The organism is Streptomyces sp. NPDC008313, from assembly GCF_042956125.1.
GTDB lineage: Bacteria > Actinomycetota > Actinomycetes > Streptomycetales > Streptomycetaceae > Streptomyces.
On the sequence record NZ_JBIBFR010000020.1, the window covers coordinates 123,355 to 142,401 of the forward strand.

The following is a 19,047-nucleotide window of genomic DNA, read 5'->3' on the forward strand; positions in this document are numbered from 1 at the left end:
CCCCCGCTCACGGCTGCCCGGGGAGAATGACGGCATGGAGCTGCGTGGGGACAAGGCCGTGCTGCGGCCGGTGACCGAGGACGACATCGCGATCCTCGACAGGATCGTCCGGGAACCGGCGGTCGCGGCGTGGTGGTCGCCTCCGGACGACTACGAGGACAATCTGGCTGTCGTCCACGAGGGCGAGGTCGTCGGTGCCGTCCAGTTCGCCGAGGAGAACGACCCCGAGTTCCGGCGGGCGGGCATCGACATCTTCCTGACGGCCCGGTGCCACGGGCAGGGGCTCGGCGCCGACGCGGTGCGCACCCTGGCCCGGTGGCTGGTACGGGAACGCGGTCACCACCGGTTGACCATCGACCCTGCCGCGGACAACACCGCCGCGATCCGCTGTTACGGCAAGGCCGGGTTCAGGCCCGTGGGGATCATGCGGGCGTACTGGCGCGACCACCGGACGGGCGCCTGGCGCGATGGTCTGCTGATGGATCTGCTCGCGGACGAACTGACCTGACCTGAACGAGCTTGGCGGCCCTGTTCTCGTATAGCTGCCGTCCTGTGGTGTGCAGCGCTGAGTAACTGTCACAGCCCTCGTTTTCCTGCTCCGACTGTCTCGTTGGGCTGCGGCAGGACTGGGAGCCGGAAGACCTGATCGAGGTCTGGACGCTGCTCGAAGACGACATGAAGGAGGTGCGGAACAAGTCCCGGGCGAACAGGCTGGGCTTTGCGCTGTTGCTCAAGTTCTTGGAGGTGGAGGCCCGGTTCCCGGAGTCCGCCGAGGAGATGCCCGCCGCGGCGGTGGTGGCCCGGTGCCGCAACGACCGCATCGAACCGCTGGCGCCGGGGCGGGTCGGGCGGCTGGTGGGCAAGGCGGTCGAGGACTTCGAGGTCCGGTTCTGCCGCAGCGGGGTGGAGCGGATCTCGCACGCGACGCGGTCGCGCCTGGAGGACCTGGTCGCCGGCAGCCAGGACGAGACGGGCGAGGGGGCGGACGGCCGGGATGGGGTGTCGGCCGGCGGCCGGTCGCACGCCGCCGAGCTGAAGGCCGACCCGGGGCGCCAGGCCTGGAAAGCCTGCTGGCGGAGTGAACAAGCTTCAGCGAGTGCGGCGGCGGAGCCGCCCGCGGACTTGTTCGCGGGCGTCGAAGGAGTATCCGGCGAACCCGGAGCGGATGAAGCCGCCGCGGCGCCTGACGCTGCTGGCCGCGCTGTGCCATGTGCGGCAGACGGATCACCGACTCGCTGGTGGACCTGTTCATCCAGCTCGTGCTGAAGATCAACATCCGGGCGGTGCATCTGGACCTGTCCATCCGGGCCAACGGTGCCCGGCCTGCGTACCCCGCAGGACGAGGCAGCCGCAGCCCCGGCGTGACAACCGGTTCCGGGCCGGCCCCTACCTCGTGAGGGGCTCCACTCCGAGGAGGGCTGCGGTTTTGGTGTAGACGGTCCGGGCGAGAGCGTCGTTCAGGGCCAGGCGCGAAGGGGTGTCCGGCTGGGACTCGCTGAAGAATCCGCCGCTGGGGCGCGGTGCGGGCGAGGCGCTGGCGAGCCAGACCGGGGTCTGCACGCCTTCGTCCGGGGTGATGGCGAACGGACGGAACAGCGGGGCGGTCAGCCGCATCAGACCGCCGGCGTTGCTGTTCATCCCGGTGCCCTTGACCATGCCGGGATTGGCGTTGTAGAGCCTCATGCCGTCAGGCAGGCGGTGCGCGAGTTCTCGCGCGGCCAGGAGGCTGACGAGTTTACTCGTCGCGTAGACGTTGATCTGGTTGTAGAAGCGCTTGCTCCACGATGTTCCCGCGACATCCGGATCGGTGGCATCGAGCCTGCCACGCTTTTCCACGAACGAGGACATGTTGATGATCCGCGCTTCGAGCGTGAGTACTCCCTCGGCCAGGAGGGCGTGGGTGAGCAAGAACGGGGCGTGGTGATTGAGTGCGTAGGTGCGTTCCACGCCGTCCGGCGTCTGCTCGTACCGGGGGAACGCCGCGCCTGCGTTGTTGATGAGGACGTCCACCGGATGTCTGTCGGCGGCCAGTTGCGCTGCCAGTTCCTGTACCTGCGACCACTGTTCCAGGTCAGCGGTGTACGTCCTCGGCGGTGCCGCGTCGCTGCCCGCGGGGGCCAGGCCGCGCAGGCTGTCGGCGGCGGCCCGGGTGCGCGTCGCGTCCCGGCCGACGAGGACGACGCTCTGACCGGCCTTGATGAGGTGGCGTGCCGTCACAAGGCCCAGGCCCGAGGCTCCGCCCGTGATGACCGTGGTCCCGCTGCTCATTGATGCTCCTTTTTCACGGTGTCCTCGACTCTGGCGGCCTCACCTGTCGGGCGCGGGCCGTCGATCACTTCGCGGAGAAGCGTGTGCAGGCGCAGCCTGCTCTCGTGGTCGAGGAGGGCGAAGGGTGAGTGCTCGGTGGTGTGCTGGATGACGCGATCGCGCAGCGCGCATCCCTCGGGGGTGAGCTGGATGACTTTCGCGCGGCGGTCGATGGGGTGAGGCACGCGGCGGACCAGGCCTCGTTTCTCCAGCCGGTCGATCATCGACGTGGCGGTCGAGGCGTCGCACTGCAAGAGGTCGGCGAGACGGCGCGCGGTCATCTCCCGCCCGCGACTCAGCCTCCACAGCGCATCGGTCTGAGTGTCGGTCAGCCCCGCGTCCCGGGCCAGCTCCCTGAGCTCGGCGTGCACCTGGGTGCGGATCGCGAACAGGCAGTCGTATAGCTCTTCGATCAGCTGCCGATCATCCATGCCTCACACAATACATGGACAATCCAATTATTTGAAAATCCATGCACTTGTGGGGACCTACGTCGAGCGCCACCCCTGCCCACGCTGTGACGCATCGCCAGGTTCACCCTGCCGCCCACGGCCTGGTCCTGGAAACGCTCGCCGGGCCCCTTCAGGGGATGTACGGCTCCAGCGGGCCGGGCCGTCTGCCAGCTGCACGTAGCTACTCAGCGCTACACACCACCTGGCGGTAGCTAGACGAGGGCAGGGTCTTGGCGGCCGATGTCACGAAACGGCTCGCCTGCCCGTCGTACGGGACAGCGGCCTCCCTTCGCGGGAGCCGCCCAACGGCCCTGTCCCCGACAGAAACGGGAAGATCGTGCACACCGCCTACGTCACGCTCACCATCCTCGGCGCGGTCTTCAACGGCGCCGCGGCCGTCACCTACCTGATCGGCCACGAATACCCGAAGACGCAGGCGGACATGAAGGGGCTGCCCCGGAAGTGGGTGCCGGTGCTGGGCATGCTGCTGGCGGCGGGCACCGTGGGCCTGCTGGCTGGGCTCGCGGTGCCGCTTCTGGGAACCCTCGCGGCCTCCGGCCTCGTGCTGTACTTCATCGGCGCGATCTACGCCCACCTGCGGGTGGGATCCCGCAACATCGTGGGCGGGATCGTGTTCCTCTCCACCGCGGCGGCCGCCCTGACCCTCGGCCTGCTCGACCACGGCCCCTGGTAGACCGCGGAGCCGGGACGGCTGGACGACCGGCGGGCGGGGTGCGGGAGCACGGTCAGCGCCTGGCACCGTACGCCTCGAAGCGGCCCCCGCCCGCGCGTCGGTGGACGACGGCGGCGGCCCGGCCGTCGGCGCGGGCGGGCACCAGGTGCCACAGGTTCCCGCGCGGCACCGCGGCGGGCGCGACATCGCTCGCGCCGGGGCGAAATCGAACCTTTCTCCCTTGGTGGAACGTAAGTGCGTCAAGGCAAGGCTTTGGCCCGTTACGTGCGGGAGGCGCTTCGCGGTCGGGGCGCGGGGAGGGTGTGTCGGGGGCGCGCGGGGAGCTGGATAACGCTTGCCCGGCCATCTCCGGCGGTGGGTGTGGTGTGCATCGAACCATCGGTAACAGCTGGACGACTTAGTTGAACGCTACACATGACAGTCACGGAAATGTCCGCATACGGCAACAGGAAGCGGGACACCTGTCGGACCCCGCGGGACGTGTCCAAGCTGTGGGTCCTCGGCAGTCGCCGGGACGCACACCGTCTCCTGCCGGCCGGTCAGGTCGAGGCCGGCGAGGGACTCGCACAGTTGGGGGACTTCCATGTCTTCTCGCTCCACCCGTCGTGTTGCCGCCGCGGTTCTCGCGGCCGGCGCCGCGCTCGGCGCGGCCGCTCTTCCCGCCTCCGCGGACAGCGGCCACCACCGGCGTGCCCACGTCGTCATCAGCGGCGTGCAGTACAACGCGCCGGGGCACGACAACCACTCCAACCGCTCCCTGAACAGGGAGTGGGTCGACATCACCAACAGGGGACGGCACGGCGTCAACCTCGACGGCTGGACGCTGCAGGGCGAGGACGGTCACACCTACACGTTCCATCACTACCGTCTGGGCGGCCGTGCGACCGTCCGCGTCCACACCGGCTTCGGGCACGACAACCGCCATGACGTCTACCAGGACAGCCGCCACCACGTGTGGGGCAACCACTCCGACACCGCCACCCTGCGCAACGACCGCGGCAGGGTCGTCGACGGCGAGTCCTGGGGTCACCACGGCGGCCACCACGGCGGCCACCACCACTGACCGCATCCGTCGCGGGCCTGCCGGGAGGCGTCGGCCCGTCGGCGCGGTGTGAACGGACAACGGTGCCCCGGGCGGCCTCACGGCCGCCCGGGGCACCGGCGTGTGCGCGGTGACGCCCCGTCACCCGATGTGGTGGGCCTTCCAAAAGGGGCCGAGGTCCTCGTCCGTCATGGACTGGGCGGCCCTGGTGAAGTCGGCGGTGGTGGAGACGCCGTACCAGTGGTCCCGGGCGTACCGCTTCAGAAGCCGCGCCATGGTGCCGGGGCCGAGGGTGCGTTCGAGGTCGGCCAGGGCGCAGGGCCCGGCCGTGTAGACGAGGTGATACTCGCCGGGGTGCTGCGACCAGTGGGCCATCGAGTCGGTCAGAGCGGTGCTGTCGCCGGGCCAGTAGACGTCCGACCAGCAGTCCCGGGTCTCCCAGCCGTAGAAACGGGCGTTGGCGTACTGGGCGAAGCTCTCGTCCAGCCACGGTGAGGCGTACTCGTCGTTGCCGACGATGCCGTACCACCACTGGTGCGCCAGCTCGTGGACGACGGCGCTGCCCTCCTCGGTGGTGCCGAGGAGGACGAGGCCGGGGTACTCCATCCCGCCGCCGAACCCGCTGGTCATCACCAGGTCGATCTCACCGTAGGGATAGCGGCCGAACTCCCGGCCGAACCGGTCGATCGCGGCGGCGGCGTCCCGGCGGTTGAGGCGCACCCCCTCGGCGGGGGTGCCGGGGGCCCAGTACGCCTTCACGCGCACGCCCCCGGGCGTGGTCCGGGTCGCCGTCCGGAACGGCCCCGCGGCCCACGCGAAGTCCCGCACCCGGTCCGCGACGCTCAGGGTGACCGTACGGCCGGGGCCGCCGGGGAGCGTCCGGGTCCGGCCGGTCGCAGGCACCCTCAGAGCCGACGGATGGTCGAGACGGACGCGGAAGTCGCTGGTCAGCGTGTAGAAGCTCTCACCGACCGCCACGTACGGGTCGAGGTGCCGGCCCTTCGCGTCCCGCACGGCGAGCACCGGCAGGGCGTTGCCGAGGAAGCGGAAGGCGCCCTCGCGGCCGAAGCGGGCGTCGCGGCCGGGCACCGTGATCGAGACGCCGAAGGCGACGGATGTCCGATCACCGTGCGCGAGCGGCTTCGGCAGGGCGATGCGCAGGGCCGTGCAGTCCACCGTGAGGCGGCCCGGAACGCCCCCGCGTACGTGCGAGACCGTCACGGGGGAGGGCGCGGCGGGCGTGCCGCACTTGTCCTCACCGTTGCCCCACAGGCGCAGGTACACCTCCCGCAGGGGCCGGTCGGAGGCGTTGCGGAACGACACCCGCTGCCGTCCCGTCCATCGGCCGCCGTCGCCGTCCGAGCGCAGGGACACGTCGTAGCGGGCGCGGTCCGGTGTCGCGGCGGCTTCGGACGTCGTGGCTTCGGACAGCCGCGGACCGGCCGCGGCGCCGGCGTCGCCCACGGCGGTGCCGATCGCCAGAAGCGGCACGAGCAGCAGGAGCAGCGCGACGAACGGACGGCGAGTCGACAGGGGCGACCGTAAGGCTGACGGTGACATGCCAGCCGATCCTGCCACATCGCACCCGTCTCCGTCCCTGCCCGTGGTCGGTGTCCCGGCCGGGGACGGGCGGGCTCGCGGCGGGAGGAGGAGGCACCGCTCAGCGGGGGATCACCCAGCTCGGCACCCACGTGCCCGCGGCGTCCTCGCCGGCGGCCGTGGCGGCGAGGTACGCGCGGAGGGTGGCCAGGGCCGGATGGGGATGGTCGCGGTGCCAGAGGAGGGAGTGCGGATAGACCGGCGTCGGGCCGGTCACCGGGATGCGGCGCAGATCATGGCCGGCGGGCCAGACGAGACGGGTGTGCCCGCCCATGAAGGTCGCCAGGGCAGGGGTGTCGGCGACGGTGTCGAGGAGCGCGTCGGAGCCGAAGTTGGGGCCGGTCGCCTCGATGGTGAGGCCGAACTCGGCCACGAGGTCGTCGTAGTAGGCGGCCCACTCGGTACCGGGGACTACACCGGGCATCCAGATCCGGTGCCCGGCGAGCTGGGCGACGGTGACCGACCGCGCCGACGCCAGCGCGTGAGCGGGGCCGGTGAGAAGCTGCAGCGGCTCGTCGAGGACGCGTACGGACTCGATGCGGTCGGGGAGGGCCCGGCCGGGCGCGGCGACGGCGCGGAAGGACGCGTCGATCTCACCGGAGAGCAGGGCGGCGACGGCCGTCTCGATGTCGAACAGCCACACCACGTCGAGTTCGACGTCCGGGTGCGCGCGGTGGAAGCCGCGCATCAGGCCCGATGCCGCCCCGCGCGACGCGATCACGTCGACGCGCAGTGGCCGGTGCGCACGGAGGTGACCGCCCGTTCGGCGATGCGCAGCAGCTCGCGTGCGTGGGGCAGGAAGGCCTGCCCGTCGATGGTGAGCTCGGCACCGCGCGCCGTCCGGGTGAAGAGCCGGACGCCGAGGTCGCGCTCCAGCGCGGCGATGCGCTTGGAGACGGCCTGCTGGGTGACCGCCAGCTCGGCGGCGGCTTCCTGGAACCGCCCCGTGTCGGCGGCGGCGACGAAGGTGCGGACGGCGTCGAGGTCCATGCCGACACCCTACGGGTACAACCACTGGTTGTGAGGATGTGGCTCATTGGTTGTTTGATCTGCGGGGCGCGGCCCGCTTTGATGCTCCCGATCGCTGATCGGTTGTATCGATGGTGCGGCGAGGATGAGGGGTGGCGGCGGGGATGAGAAGCGGACGAGGGCGGGGACGACCGCTCGGGGAGCGGCGGGGACGACCGCTCGGGCGTCGGCGGGGACGACCCCCGGGGCATCGGCTGGGGCGGCCGTTCGGATGGCTCTGGGGAGCGTACGCGACCAGCGCGCTCGGCACATGGCTCGCCTTCGGCGCGTTCCCGTTGATCGCCATCCAGGTGCTGCACGCCGGACCGGCCGAGGTCTCCGCGCTCGCCTCCGTGGGGGCCGCGGTGGGCGCGGCCGTGGCGGTGCCGCTCGGCCCCTGGGTGGAGTTCCGCCGCAAGCGGGAGGTGCTGATCGCGACGGACCTGGTGCGGTTCGCGGCGCTGCTGACGATTCCCGCCGCGTACGCACTGGGCGTGCTCACCTTCCTTCAGCTCCTGCTGGTCTCGGTCGTCGTCGCGGCCGCCGACATCGCCTTCCGCGCCGCCTCCGGCGCGTACCTGAAGACGCTGCTGCCCGCCGAGGACCTGCTCGTCGCCAACGCCCGGTTCGAGTCCACCGCCTGGACGACCACGATCGTCGGGCCGCCGCTGGGCGGCGCCGCGATCGGACTCCTCGGCCCCGTCGCGACGGTGGTCGCGGACGCGGTGAGCTACCTGCTCTCGGCCCTCGGCCTGCGTGCGATGGGCGGGCACGAGCCCCGGCCCGAGCGCCGGGAGGCAGCGAGGATGCGGGCCGGGGACCTGCTCGACGGCTGGCGGTACATCCTCGCCGACACGGCGCTGCGGCCGCTGCTCCTCAACACCGCGCTGTTCAACGCCCTCGTGATGGCCGTCCAGCCGCTGCTGGCCGTCCTGATGCTCGGCCGGCTCGGGTTCGCCCCGTGGCAGTACGGACTCGCCTTCGCCGCGCCCGCGATCGGCGGGCTGATCGGTTCACGGCTGGCCCGGCCGCTCGTCACCCGGTTCGGGCAGCACCGGGTCCTGCGCGCGGCCGGGGCGCTGCGCGCCGTCTGGCCCGTCGGCCTGGCCTTCGTGGGGCCGGGCGACGGCGGGCTGCTGCTGGTGATGGGCGTGGAACTCGGGCTCATCCTCTGCTGCGGAATCTTCAACCCCGTCCACGCCACCTACCGCCTGGAACGCACGGCGACCGACCGCGTCGCCCGCACCCTGTCCGCCTGGTCGGTGACGACCAAGGCCACGACCGCGCTCCTGACGGCCCTCTGGGGCGTACTGGGCGGTCTGCTGGGCCCGCGCACGGCCATCGGCCTGGCCGGAGCGCTCCTGCTGGCGACCCCCCTTCTGCTTCCCGACCGCACGGAAGCACCGGCCCCCACGCCGAAACCGGAACCGGCCCCCACGCCGAAACCGGAACCGATCCCCGTGCCGAAACCCGATCACGATGCTTCTCCGGCCGGTTCGCGGGTGAGGACTGGAGGTGCTCGGTGACCGGCTCCAGCCCCGGCAGCAATCCAGTCGACGGCGGTGTGGAAGCCGAAGCGGACGGCCGGCGCTTCGTCCACGTCGTCGCCGCCGGCTTCGAAGAAGCCGTGCAGCTCGTTCAGCAACACCGCCCAGTCGCCTGCGGCCAGGGGCTCTGCCACCGGCTCAGCCCTCGGCGGCGGTGTCGGTCAGATCAACGGTCTCGGCGGGCGGATCGGCCAGCGCCGCGTAGCTGATCTTCTGTCCGAGGGGCCGAGGTGCCGAGGTGGTTGGAATGCGCGTTGTCGACCAGGCCGAGGTAGTCGATGCCGGTGGTCACCCCGGGCTTCTCGGACGGCCCTTCGGGCCGGGCCTCGGGACGGGAGTGCGGTTCGGTCCTCACCTGCCGATTCGGCACGCGTCTTCCCGACGCCATGCGTACGAACGATCATGCGCACGGTGCCGAACTCGCACGTCGCGGGCCCGTTCCCAGGAGGCGATCTTGTCGCGTCGGTCTGAGAATCGAGTGAGGTGCCCGTCTGCGGCCCACGGCGGGAGATCGGGTGCGCGGTCTGGAGGTCGTCGGCCATGAAACGTGTGAAGTCCTGGAACGGAGCAGGAGGCCCCCCACAAGGCGGGCCGGAGGAACGGGGAGAGCTGGACTCCTCAGCCCGGCCGCGGCATGGCCGCGCGGTCATGACCGCCGATGAGGAGCTGCGGCCGCTCGGCGCGTCGCGTCCCACGGAAGTCGTCAGCCGCATACCGGGTCCCGTGGAGCACGCGGACGCCGAAGGAGCACCGGATCCGCCGCCGCCCGGCCCACCGGAGGCGGTCCAGGCTGCCCGGGATCTGGTGGCACGAACGCCGGGCCCGGAAGGCACTCCACGAGGCCGCCAGGGACCCGACGGTGAGAAGAGGTGACCGGTGATGTCGGACGAGCGGGCCAAGCGCATCGCGGACTTCATCGAGCCGCTGCGGGTGGAACCGGGGTCGAAGATCCGGCTGGGCCGCGACTTCGACCCACGTGACAGGGGCGGGCTGCGGAAGCGGCACGGCGCCGAACTGCTGCGCAACGGGGTGGAGTTGCTGGCTGAGTACCAGCAGAGGCTCGCCGCCCAGGACACGTACGGCGTGCTGCTCTGCCTCCAGGCGCTCGACGCCGGCGGCAAGGACGGAACGATCCGGCATGTGATGAGCGGCGTCAATCCGCAGGGCGTGCGGGTGAGCAGCTTCAAGGTGCCCTCTGCGGAGGAGCTGGATCACGACTTCCTGTGGCGTTACGCGCAGCGGTTGCCCGAGCGCGGCGGGATCGTCATCTTCAACCGCTCGCACTACGAGGAGGTCCTCGTCGTCCGCGTGCACCCCGAGCTCCTCCAGCGGCAGAGGCTGCCCGACCGGGCGCGCGGATCGGGCGTCTGGAAGCGGCGGTACCGGGAGATCAACGACTGGGAGCGATATCTCACGGACAACGGGTTGAAGGTGGTGAAGATCTTCCTGAACCTGTCGAAGGAGGAGCAGCGCACCCGGTTCCTGAAGCGGCTCGACCTGCCGGAGAAGAACTGGAAGTTCTCCGCGGCCGATGTCCGGGAGCGGCAGTGCTGGGACGACTACCAGCGCGCGTTCTCCAAGATGCTGTCGGCGACGAGCACTGAGTGGGCGCCCTGGTACGTGGTGCCGGCGGACCGGAAGTGGTTCGCGCGGATCTGCACGGCGGCGATCCTCGCGCACACCCTGATCGGTATCGACCCCCGGTACCCGGAGGTGGACGACGAGGCGCGGAAGGACCTGCGCATCGCGAAGCGGAAGTTGGAGCGGGAGGCCCCCGAGGGGCTTCCCGCCGACCCGTACGCGGCCCGGCATCCGTCGGCGGAGGACAAGCGCCGCTAGGTACCTCCATGGGATCTGACCGGCCAGGATCGGAGGCAGGGCGATGACGGTGCACCCGGATTCCGTGGGCACACAGGCGGGGGCTCCGCATGGCGACGACTGGTACGCGCGATCTCCCGAGGAGACCATGGCGTCCCTCGGCGTCGATCCCGCGGTCGGTCTTACCGCCGCGCGGACCGCCGAACTCCGGGCCGCGCAGGGCCCGAACGCGCTGCCCGAGGAGAGCCCGCCCCCGGCCTGGCGCCGGTTCCTCGATCAGTACCGCAGTTATATGCAACTCGTGCTGGTGGCCGCGGCGGCGGTCTCGCTGCTCATCCAGGAGTGGACCACCGCGGTCCTGCTCCTCGCGCTGACCCTGCTGAACGCCGTCGTCGGCCTGCGGCAGGAGGGCAAGGCCGAGAGCGCGATGAACGCGCTGAAATCGATGATGGAGGCCACGGCGCGGGTGCGCAGGGACGGCACGGAGGCCGAGATCCCCGCAGAGCAGCTCGTCGTCGGCGACATCGTGCTCATCTCCGCCGGGGACCAGGTGCCGGCGGACGGGCGGATCGTCGAGGCCAGCGCCCTGCAGATCGACGAGTCGGCGCTCACCGGCGAGAGCGTCCCCGCAGCGAAGGACACCGGCACACTGCCCGGAGGGCGGCGGTTGCCACCGGGTGACCAGAGCAACACGGCGTTCATGAACACCCCGGTCACGCACGGCAGCGGGCTCCTCGTGGTGACCGCGATCGGCGCGGACACCGAGCTGGGCAAGATCTCCGGGATGCTGGCGGCCACCGAGAAGGAGGTGCCGCCACTCACCAGGGAACTCGACACGCTGACGCTGTGGATCACGGGGGCGGCCGCCCTGACCATGATCGTGATGTTCGCCCTGGGACGCAGCCGGGACCAGGCGTGGGACGTGCTGTTCGTCAGCGCGGTGTCGCTGGCCATCGCTGCCATCCCCGAGGCCCTGCCGACCGTGACCCAGGCCATCCTCTCCGTCGGGAGCCTCAACCTGGCGAAGCGGAACGCCATCGTGAAGGAACTGCCGTCGGTCGAGACCCTCGCCTTCACCTCGGCGATCAACTCCGATAAGACCGGCACCCTGACGATGAACCAGATGACGGCCGTCGAAGTGCTCAGTCCCACCGACCGGTACACCGTCTCCGGCACGGGCTACGGCCTGGAGGGCAAGGTCCACCACGCCGTGGGGACCTCTGCCGGCATCGAGGACGCGATCCTGCCGTACGTCGTGGCCAGCGACGCGAAGCTGGTGGACGGCAATGTGGTGGGCGACCCCACGGAGGGCGCGCTGCTGGTGCTCGGCCACAAGGCGGGGCTGGACACGGAGGCCACCAGGGAGAGTCTCCCCCGCCTCGCGACACTGCCGTTCGACCCGGAGTACAAGCTGATGGCCACCTTCCACTCGGCCCGCGACACCGACGGCCGCCCGATCGTGCGGTGTTTCGTCAAGGGCGCGGCCCCCGCGGTGATGGCGCGGGCCGCCACCGCGCTCGCGGCGGGCGGGACCGTCCCGTGGGACGAGGATCTGCGGCGCCGCGCGGAAGTGGCGGTCGAGCGGATGGGTGGGGAGGGACGCCGGGTGATGGCCGCGGCCGTCCGGGACCTCGACCCGGCCGGCTTCGACGCGGACGACGACCTGCTCGCCCACGTCACCGAGTTGCGGATGACCAGCCTCGTCGGCATGGTCGATCCGCCCCGCGAGGAGTCGAAGACGGCCGTGGCGGACGCCCGGGCGGCGAACATCCGGGTCCGCCTGGTGACGGGCGACGACGTCACCACCGGGGCGGCGATCGCCCGGCAGATCGGTATCCCGGGCGACGCCGTCCTCGGCGCCGACTTCGCCGCGATGAGCGAGGCGGAGCGGCTGGCCCGCATCGATGCCATCGGCGTGGTGGGGCGGGTCGCGCCGGAGCACAAGGTGCTGCTCGCCGACACGCTGAAGAAGAAGGGGGACGTCGTGGCGATGACCGGGGACGGCGTCAACGACGCGCCTGCCATCAAGGCCGCCGACATCGGCATCGCCATGGGCAGCGGCACGGACGTGGCGAAGAACGCCGGTCGCCTGATCCTCTCCGACGACAACTTCGCCACCATCGTCTACGCCGTGGAGCAGGGCCGGACGATCTACGACAACCTCACCAAGTACATCCGGTTCGCGCTGCTCCTGCTGGTCACCTTCGTACTGACCTTCCTCGGGGCCACCGTCCTGAACATCGCGGCGGGTGAGCCCTTCAGCCCGCCACAGGTGCTGTGGATCCACTTCGTGGTCAATGCCTCCTTCGGCTTCGCGCTCGGTTTCGACCGGGAGAGCCCGGGGCTGATGAGCCGCAGGCCGCGCCCGCGCGGGGAGTCCGTGCTCACCCGGCCCGTGCTGGTCACGGTCGGGCTCGGCGGTCTCGCGATCGCCTGTGGACTGCTCGGGCTGATCAAACTCGGCGAGGCCCACTTCGCCGACGTCGAGACCGGTCGGTCGATCGCTTTCACCGCCTTCGCGCTCTGTCTGATCGTGGCCGCGTTCGAGTGCCGCAGCGAGACCGAGTCCGTGCTGACGCCGGCCACCTTCGACAGCACGCAGATGAACCGGGTGGCCCTGGCCCAGCTGGTCCTCGCGGTGGCGACGACTCAACTGGACGGCTTCCGCCGCGTCCTGGGGACGACGGAGATCGACGCGAGGCAGTTCGGCTGGGCGCTGCTGACCGCCGTCGCGCTGCTGGTCGTCTGGGAACTGGGCAAGCTCTTGGCGCGACGGTCACGGGAGGCCCGGCGGGCCGTGTGACGATGACCCCGGACCGGGACGACCGCCGGCGGTCGGACGCGACGAAGGGACGGCCCGTGACCGACCAGCAGGGCCGGAGCGGCCCACACGGGAGCCCCGCCATGCTGTCGCGGCTCCGGGCCGTTCCGGGCATCCGTGCACTGTCGACGTACCGGCGCGAGTGGCTGATCAAGGATGTGATCGCGGGGATCGTCCTGACGACACTGCTGGTGCCGCAGGGCATGGCCTACGCCGAACTGGCGGGGCTGCCGACCATCACCGGCCTGTACACGACGATCCTCTGTCTGCTCGGCTACGCCGTGTGCGGGCCGTCCCGGATCCTGGTGCTGGGCCCGGATTCCTCGCTGGGGCCGATGATCGCGGCCACCGTGCTGCCCCTGGTGGCGGCGGACGGGGATCCCGACCGGGCGGTCGCGCTGGCCTCGGTGCTCGCGCTGATGGTGGCGGCGATCATGGTCCTGGCCTCGGTGGCGAAGCTCGGCTTCATCGCCGACTTGATCTCCAAGCCGACGATGATCGGCTACATGAACGGCCTGGCCCTCACCATCCTGATCGGCCAGCTGCCCAAACTGCTCGGCTTCAAGGTCGACGCGGACAACCTGGTCGGGGAGTGTGCCGGCCTCGTCCAGCAGGTCGCCGACGGGGCCGTGGTGCCGACCGCCGCCGCGGTCGGCCTCGGCGGGATCCTGCTGCTCCTCGTGCTCCAGCGGTGGCTACCGAAGATCCCCGCGGTGCTCGTGATGGTGGCCCTGGCGATCGCCGCGGCAGCAGTCCTCGACCTGGGCGAACACGGTATCGACCTGGTCGGGGAACTGCCCGAGGGATTCCCGCCGTTCACGATCCCCGACGTCCGACTCTCCGACCTCGCACCGCTGCTCGGCGGCGCGCTGGGCATCGCGCTGGTGTCCCTGGCCGACACGATCTCCAACGCGTCGGCGTTCGCGGCCCGCAGCGGGCAGGAGGTCCGCGGCAACCGTGAGATGGCCGGGGTCGGGGTGGCGAACCTGGCCGCCGGTCTCTTCCAGGGCTTCCCGGTCAGCACGAGCGGATCCCGCACGGCGGTGGCGGAGCGGGCGGGCGCCAGAAGCCAGCTCACCGGAGTCGTCGGGGCAGCGCTCATCGTCCTCATGCTCGTCCTGGCCCCGGGCATGTTCCGCGATCTTCCCCAGCCCGCCCTCGCCGCCGTCGTCATCACCGCGTCGCTGTCCCTGGCCGACGTGCCGGGGGAGATACGGCTGTGGCGGCAGCGCAGGACGGAGTTCCTGCTGTCGGTCGCCGCCTTCCTCGGGGTGGTCCTGCTGGGCGTCCTGGAGGGCATCGCCATCGCCGTCGCCCTGTCCGTCCTCAACGTCTTCCGGCGCGCCTGGTGGCCGTACAACACCGTGCTCGGACGGGTGAAGGGCCTGGAGGGCTACCACGACATCCGCTCCTACCCGCACGCCGAACAACTGCCGGGACTGGTGATCCACCGGTTCGACGCCCCGCTCTTCTTCGCCAACGCGGGCGCCTTCCGCGACGAGATCAGGCGACTGGCACGCACGGAGCCGAGGCCGCGCTGGATCGTGATCGCGGCAGAGCCGATGACCGACGTGGACACCACCGCCGCGGACGTGCTGGAGGATCTCGACCGGGAGCTCAACGCCGAACACGTCCATCTCGTGTTCGCCGAACTCAAGGACCCGGTACGGCGCAAGATCGAACGGTACGAGCTCACCCGCACCATCGACCCGCGCCATTTCTTCCCCACCGTGGAGGCGGCGGTCACCGCCTTCCGGCAGCAGTCGTGAGCGGACCGGACGGCGTAAGTCAGGTGGCGGGTCAGGCCGGGGCGCTCGGGGCGGTGTCCTCGGGAGGAGTGCCGCGGCGGCGAGGCCGACGAGCTTGATCAGGGCCATCGTGATCATCGCGGCGGCATGGTCGCCGCGAGTGCGGCCGGAGACGAGGATGGTGCCGGCGACCGCCGTGCCGGGGGAGGAACCGAGGTTCGGCGCACTGCGGGAGGAGAGGCCGGGCGACGGCACTCAGCACGGCGCCGACACCATGGACGACGAGGGCGCCTTCTCTCCGTCATCAAGGCGGCTGGCTCCGCTCCCCACGCGCGGCCGGGCCTGCGCTCCTGTCCACGCCTCGCTCCAGCCCGGCCGGTGTCCGGGCGATGCAGCAGAGGCTTGCCGACCGCGGTGATCAGCGGGAACCAGATACAGCGGTCGAACCGGCCGGGGCTGTGGGACGGCTCAGGACCAGTTCCTTCGCCCTCTGAAATTCCTCGGGCGTGATGTCGCCGTGAGCGCGCAGCTCGGAGAGCTTGGCGAGTTCGTCAGCGCTGCTGGATCGGGGAGTGCCTGCCGTCTCCTTGACATAGGAGTCGAACGCTTGCTTCTGTTCGATCTTCTGTGCCGTCTCACGGCGGCCCATGTCCTTGCCGCGGGAAATCAGGTAGACGAAGACGCCCAGGAACGGCAGCACGATCACGAAGACGAGCCAGCCCGCCTTGCCCCCTCCGCTCAACGAGTCGTCGCGGAAGACATCGAAGACGATCTTGAAGAGCAGGACGAACCACATGATCCAGAGGAAGAACCACAGCATGGCCCAAAAGGTGCCGAGCAGGGGGTAGTCGTACGCGAGGTACATGGCAGTGACCCTTCTTCTGCCTTCCGGGCCTTCACCGGAAGGAGGCCTTTCGATCGGCTTTTCGATCACGATGACCGATAGGAAAGCCGAATCCCTCACCCGATACAGGTGAACTTCTTTACTGGCCCGGAACGCCGGCTGGGCGAGTTCCTGCTCGCCGGATGCCTCGTCGACCTGGTGGCGGGCACCAGGTCAGTACGTCGGGCCGACAGCGTCTGCTTCCCGCTCGACCTCGCGGCGTGTGCCTTGGCAACGTCGGCGCACCTCGGAGCCGACGCGTGTAGCGAGAACGGCGACCGCGGACCATGAGCTCAGGTCGCAGCCGGCGCCGACGCGCGCCACCATTTGAGGGTGCTTACGCTTGAGGCACAGCCGCCCGGCGCACAGGGGAGTTCACCCGTCGCCGGAGGGGGCAGTTCGGATCCCTACAACCGGAAGGCGATCTTACCATGGCCACTGCGTCTGACACTCCCGTACTCGACACCCTCGCCGCCATGACCGTCGACTCCATCGAGCGCTGTCACATGGACGAGAGGACGCTCATCCTCACGCGCGTCGCCGCTCTGGTGGCCATGGACGCACCGGCGGTCTCCTACCTCGCCCACATCAACCCCGCGGTCAAGGCCGACTTCACCGTCGAGGAGCTGCAGGACCTCCTCGTCGCCATCGCACCCGTAGTGGGAACGGCTCGGGTCATGTCGGCCGCAGGCCACATCGCTCAGGCGTTCGGCGTCGCGATCGTCCTGGCCGAAGCCGAGGCCGAGGCCATCGCCCAGGCGGAAGCCGACAGCCGCAGCGCTTCCTGAGGACGATGACTGTCGCGGCCGGGCACGCGTCGTCGCACCGGGACCGCTCGGCTCTGGACGGCGCAGGACACTCATGATCGGGTGAGGGCATGAGTTCTCTGATCCGTCACCTCAGCATCGACTCCGCCGATCCGTATGCTCTCGCCGGTTTCTGGGCCGAGGCCCTGAACGGCTCTCTCGCCGATGACGACTTCCCCGGGGATGCCGAGGCACTGGTCACGGCAGCGGATGCCACCCTGCTGTTCGTCCGGGTCGATGACCGCAAGACGGTCAAGAACCGTGTGCACGTCGACCTGCAGCCCCAGGACCGCACCCGGGACGAGGAGGTCGAGCGCCTGCTCGCACTCGGTGCCACGCTGCAGGGCGACCACCGCCGGCCCGACGGAACGGGATGGGTGACACTGCACGACCCCGAGGGCAACGAGTTCTGCGTGGAACGCAGCGCGGCGGAACGGGCCACGGGCTGACTGTCGCCCAGCCGGGTAGCTCCCTGTCCTACGCTGGGGCGATGGGTGTGGGGATCGAGGTGCTCATCGTCGACTGGCCGAGTGTGGAGGCGACGGCGCCGGACGACCGGCCGGACATGCTGTCCGACGCCGCCTTCGGGGAGGCGTTCGACAACGCTGCCGCCGGGCATGGCTGGTCTGCTCCACGCGCCCGGGTGAGGATTGGTTCCGCAGGTACGACCTGCGGAACACGCACGGCTCGTACAAGCCGCACTTCTGGGCCGGTCACCGCTGGGAGCGCATGCGCGACTTCGTCCGGCCCGGCGCGCGCGACGTACTGGACCGGTTCGACGACGCGCTGTTCTGGCACGGCCTGGAGGACACCACCGGATGCGGCTCGGGGCTCGCGGACGGGTCCGGCGGCTGGGACGCGGACCTGCTGCTGTGGTGTCCGCCCGGTCAGGTGCCGGTGATCGCCGGGTGGTGGCGGCTGGCGGCACCCGAACTGGACGGTCTGCGCGAGCCGTTCACGCGGCACGCCGCGGAGCCCGGCGGTTGGATCACGACCTTCGAGAGCTTCGCCGCATTCCTGACCGACTGGGGAGAGATCGTCACGGCCGCGGAGCGCCGCGGCTGGGGGATCGTCGGCCTGCGCTGCTGACGGCCGCCTCCGCCCACCGCCCGTGCCCGGACGGAGCGGCGGGCCCGGCATCGTGCGGACGGGAGGTCCTGGGAGCGGGTGTCACCCGGCCTCGGCGCCGACCGGGTTCCCGCCGGCGCCGGCGCCGGGGCCGGGAGTGCCGGCCGCGAGGCCGGTGGCACGAGTCCGCCACCAGGGCACGAGCTGGGCGAGCCCGAACGCCGCCTCCACGGTGAGGAACAGCCACAGCAGCCGCGTGGCGCCCTGGGCCAGGGCGTACCCCTGCCATGCGGTGAACAGGGCGCGGGCGGCGCCGTCGAGCAGTCCGTGCAGGGGCAGCGGCCTGACGATCCGCAGGAGCGCCCAGACGACCACCACCGAACCCATCAGGTTCGCGTACAGGGTCTGCATCGGATCCTGCGCGGGCAGGGCGCCGAGCCCGGTCGCGTCGCCCAGCGCCGACAGCGCGTCGTGCAGCAGCGCGTAGGTCCACGGCGTGGCGAATCCCGCTGTGACGACGAGGTCGTACCAGGCACTCGCGCGGACGACGCGAAGGTAGGCCGGGCGGGAAGGGGCGAACGAGCGGATCACGGCGAGGCTCCTGGTGGTCTCGGAACGGCGACGCCTGACGGTAAACAGTGGAGTACTGTCCAAGGTCAAGTTCACAGTCCGGCGGAGGATCATGCGCATCGGAGAGCTGGCCGCGCGAGCGGCAACCACGAAGGACACGATCCGCTTCTACGAGAGGATCGGCCTCGTCACCGGCCGGCGGCTGGCCAACGGCTATCGCGACTTCCCGCCGGAGACCGTGACGTGGCTCTACTACGTCCGCACCGCGCAGACGCTCGGTTTCTCCCTGGCCGAGATCGCCCGGCACGGCGAGGAACTGCGCGACGCGACGGACTCCGCCGAGGCGCTGTCCGCGCTGCTGGAGGAGAAGATCCACGTCGTCGACGCGCGCATCGCCGAACTCTCCGCCCTGCGAGCCGATCTGGAAGCCCGCGTCGGCACCGGCTGTCCGCTGCGGGCGGCCGGGCAGGCCGGCTGACGGCCCCGCCGGAAGTCCGGGGCCGGGGGAAGCGTGAGGCGGTCGCGTGACCACGCGGCCGCTCGACGCTCACTCGGACTGCGGTACTCGGCGCCGCGGAGAGGTTCCTGGGGGATCGCCAGGCAGCGCCGCAGGAGTCGGGCCGCGGGATCCCCTCCAGGCGGGGACTGGTCACTCGCGTGCGTTGTCCAGTGCGGTCATCAGCA

17 protein-coding genes and 1 pseudogene are annotated in these 19,047 nt (G+C 70.9%); 12 read left to right on the forward strand and 6 right to left on the reverse strand.

Annotated features, from left to right (window positions below):
* Positions 1 to 34 precede the first annotated feature (34 nt).
* A complete protein-coding gene (gene aac(6') / locus ACFY93_RS25425) occupies positions 35 to 508 on the forward strand; it encodes an aminoglycoside 6'-N-acetyltransferase (protein ID WP_391363119.1) in 474 nt (157 codons plus the stop codon).
* Positions 509 to 615: 107 nt separating this feature from the next.
* Positions 616 to 1,266: a DUF4158 domain-containing protein gene (locus ACFY93_RS25430; RefSeq protein WP_391363178.1), complete on the forward strand. Its 651-nt coding sequence runs from the start codon at positions 616 to 618 to the stop codon at positions 1,264 to 1,266.
* A gap of 120 nt (positions 1,267 to 1,386) precedes the next feature.
* On the opposite strand, the gene ACFY93_RS25435 is transcribed toward ACFY93_RS25430, so the two are convergent.
* The gene (locus tag ACFY93_RS25435) at positions 1,387 to 2,268 is read right to left on the reverse strand and encodes an SDR family NAD(P)-dependent oxidoreductase (protein WP_391363121.1); all 882 of its coding nucleotides are present in this window, start codon (positions 2,266 to 2,268) and stop codon (positions 1,387 to 1,389) included.
* Positions 2,265 to 2,738: a MarR family transcriptional regulator gene (locus tag ACFY93_RS25440; RefSeq protein ID WP_391363122.1), complete on the reverse strand. Its 474-nt coding sequence runs from the start codon at positions 2,736 to 2,738 to the stop codon at positions 2,265 to 2,267. Before ACFY93_RS25440 ends, ACFY93_RS25435 begins: the two co-directional genes overlap by 4 nt.
* Positions 2,739 to 3,096: 358 nt before the next feature.
* Between ACFY93_RS25440 and ACFY93_RS25445 the strand changes: the two genes are divergently transcribed.
* Together ACFY93_RS25445 and ACFY93_RS25450 are read left to right on the forward strand one after the other, a co-directional pair.
* On the forward strand, positions 3,097 to 3,453 hold the full coding sequence (locus ACFY93_RS25445; protein WP_391363124.1) for a DoxX family protein: 357 nt from the start codon (positions 3,097 to 3,099) through the stop codon (positions 3,451 to 3,453).
* Between the two features lie 583 nt (positions 3,454 to 4,036).
* Positions 4,037 to 4,516, forward strand: a complete 480-nt coding sequence (locus ACFY93_RS25450; protein ID WP_391363126.1) for a lamin tail domain-containing protein — start codon at positions 4,037 to 4,039, stop codon at positions 4,514 to 4,516.
* A gap of 120 nt (positions 4,517 to 4,636) precedes the next feature.
* Here ACFY93_RS25450 and ACFY93_RS25455 read toward each other — a convergent pair whose 3' ends face one another.
* Both ACFY93_RS25455 and ACFY93_RS25460 read right to left on the reverse strand, forming a co-directional pair.
* The gene (locus ACFY93_RS25455; RefSeq protein WP_391363128.1) at positions 4,637 to 6,055 is read right to left on the reverse strand and encodes a M1 family aminopeptidase; all 1,419 of its coding nucleotides are present in this window, start codon (positions 6,053 to 6,055) and stop codon (positions 4,637 to 4,639) included.
* Between the two features lie 100 nt (positions 6,056 to 6,155).
* Positions 6,156 to 7,084: pseudogene (locus ACFY93_RS25460) on the reverse strand (LysR family transcriptional regulator).
* Positions 7,085 to 7,227: 143 nt separating this feature from the next.
* On the opposite strand from ACFY93_RS25460, the gene ACFY93_RS25465 reads away from it, so the two are divergent.
* The 4 genes from ACFY93_RS25465 to ACFY93_RS25480 all read left to right on the forward strand — a co-directional run bounded on the left by ACFY93_RS25465 (position 7,228) and on the right by ACFY93_RS25480 (position 15,057).
* Positions 7,228 to 8,628: an MFS transporter gene (locus ACFY93_RS25465; RefSeq protein ID WP_391363130.1), complete on the forward strand. Its 1,401-nt coding sequence runs from the start codon at positions 7,228 to 7,230 to the stop codon at positions 8,626 to 8,628.
* A 900-nt stretch (positions 8,629 to 9,528) separates the two neighbouring features.
* Entirely contained in the window at positions 9,529 to 10,488 is a 960-nt protein-coding gene (locus ACFY93_RS25470; protein WP_391363132.1) for a PPK2 family polyphosphate kinase, read from the forward strand.
* A gap of 43 nt (positions 10,489 to 10,531) precedes the next feature.
* Positions 10,532 to 13,270 carry an HAD-IC family P-type ATPase gene (locus ACFY93_RS25475; RefSeq protein ID WP_391363134.1) on the forward strand — a complete coding sequence of 913 codons (2,739 nt, stop codon included), beginning with the start codon at positions 10,532 to 10,534 and terminating at the stop codon, positions 13,268 to 13,270.
* A 101-nt stretch (positions 13,271 to 13,371) separates the two neighbouring features.
* Entirely contained in the window at positions 13,372 to 15,057 is a 1,686-nt protein-coding gene (locus ACFY93_RS25480) for a sulfate permease (protein WP_391363136.1), read from the forward strand.
* A gap of 397 nt (positions 15,058 to 15,454) precedes the next feature.
* Here the strand turns inward: ACFY93_RS25480 and ACFY93_RS25485 are convergent, their stop codons facing one another.
* A complete protein-coding gene (locus ACFY93_RS25485) occupies positions 15,455 to 15,901 on the reverse strand; it encodes an SHOCT domain-containing protein (RefSeq protein ID WP_391363180.1) in 447 nt (148 codons plus the stop codon).
* Between the two features lie 449 nt (positions 15,902 to 16,350).
* Between ACFY93_RS25485 and ACFY93_RS25490 the strand changes: the two genes are divergently transcribed.
* The 3 genes from ACFY93_RS25490 to ACFY93_RS25500 all read left to right on the forward strand — a co-directional run bounded on the left by ACFY93_RS25490 (position 16,351) and on the right by ACFY93_RS25500 (position 17,814).
* Positions 16,351 to 16,707 carry a carboxymuconolactone decarboxylase gene (locus tag ACFY93_RS25490; RefSeq protein WP_266742618.1) on the forward strand — a complete coding sequence of 119 codons (357 nt, stop codon included), beginning with the start codon at positions 16,351 to 16,353 and terminating at the stop codon, positions 16,705 to 16,707.
* A gap of 89 nt (positions 16,708 to 16,796) precedes the next feature.
* Positions 16,797 to 17,174, forward strand: coding sequence for a VOC family protein (locus ACFY93_RS25495; RefSeq protein ID WP_391363138.1), 378 nt, complete (start codon positions 16,797 to 16,799; stop codon positions 17,172 to 17,174).
* A 280-nt stretch (positions 17,175 to 17,454) separates the two neighbouring features.
* A complete protein-coding gene (locus ACFY93_RS25500) occupies positions 17,455 to 17,814 on the forward strand; it encodes a hypothetical protein (protein WP_391363140.1) in 360 nt (119 codons plus the stop codon).
* Between the two features lie 81 nt (positions 17,815 to 17,895).
* On the opposite strand, the gene ACFY93_RS25505 is transcribed toward ACFY93_RS25500, so the two are convergent.
* Entirely contained in the window at positions 17,896 to 18,384 is a 489-nt protein-coding gene (locus ACFY93_RS25505) for a hypothetical protein (RefSeq protein WP_391363142.1), read from the reverse strand.
* Positions 18,385 to 18,475: 91 nt separating this feature from the next.
* On the opposite strand from ACFY93_RS25505, the gene ACFY93_RS25510 reads away from it, so the two are divergent.
* Positions 18,476 to 18,841, forward strand: a complete 366-nt coding sequence (locus ACFY93_RS25510; RefSeq protein WP_391363144.1) for a MerR family transcriptional regulator — start codon at positions 18,476 to 18,478, stop codon at positions 18,839 to 18,841.
* Positions 18,842 to 19,047: the final 206 nt, after the last annotated feature.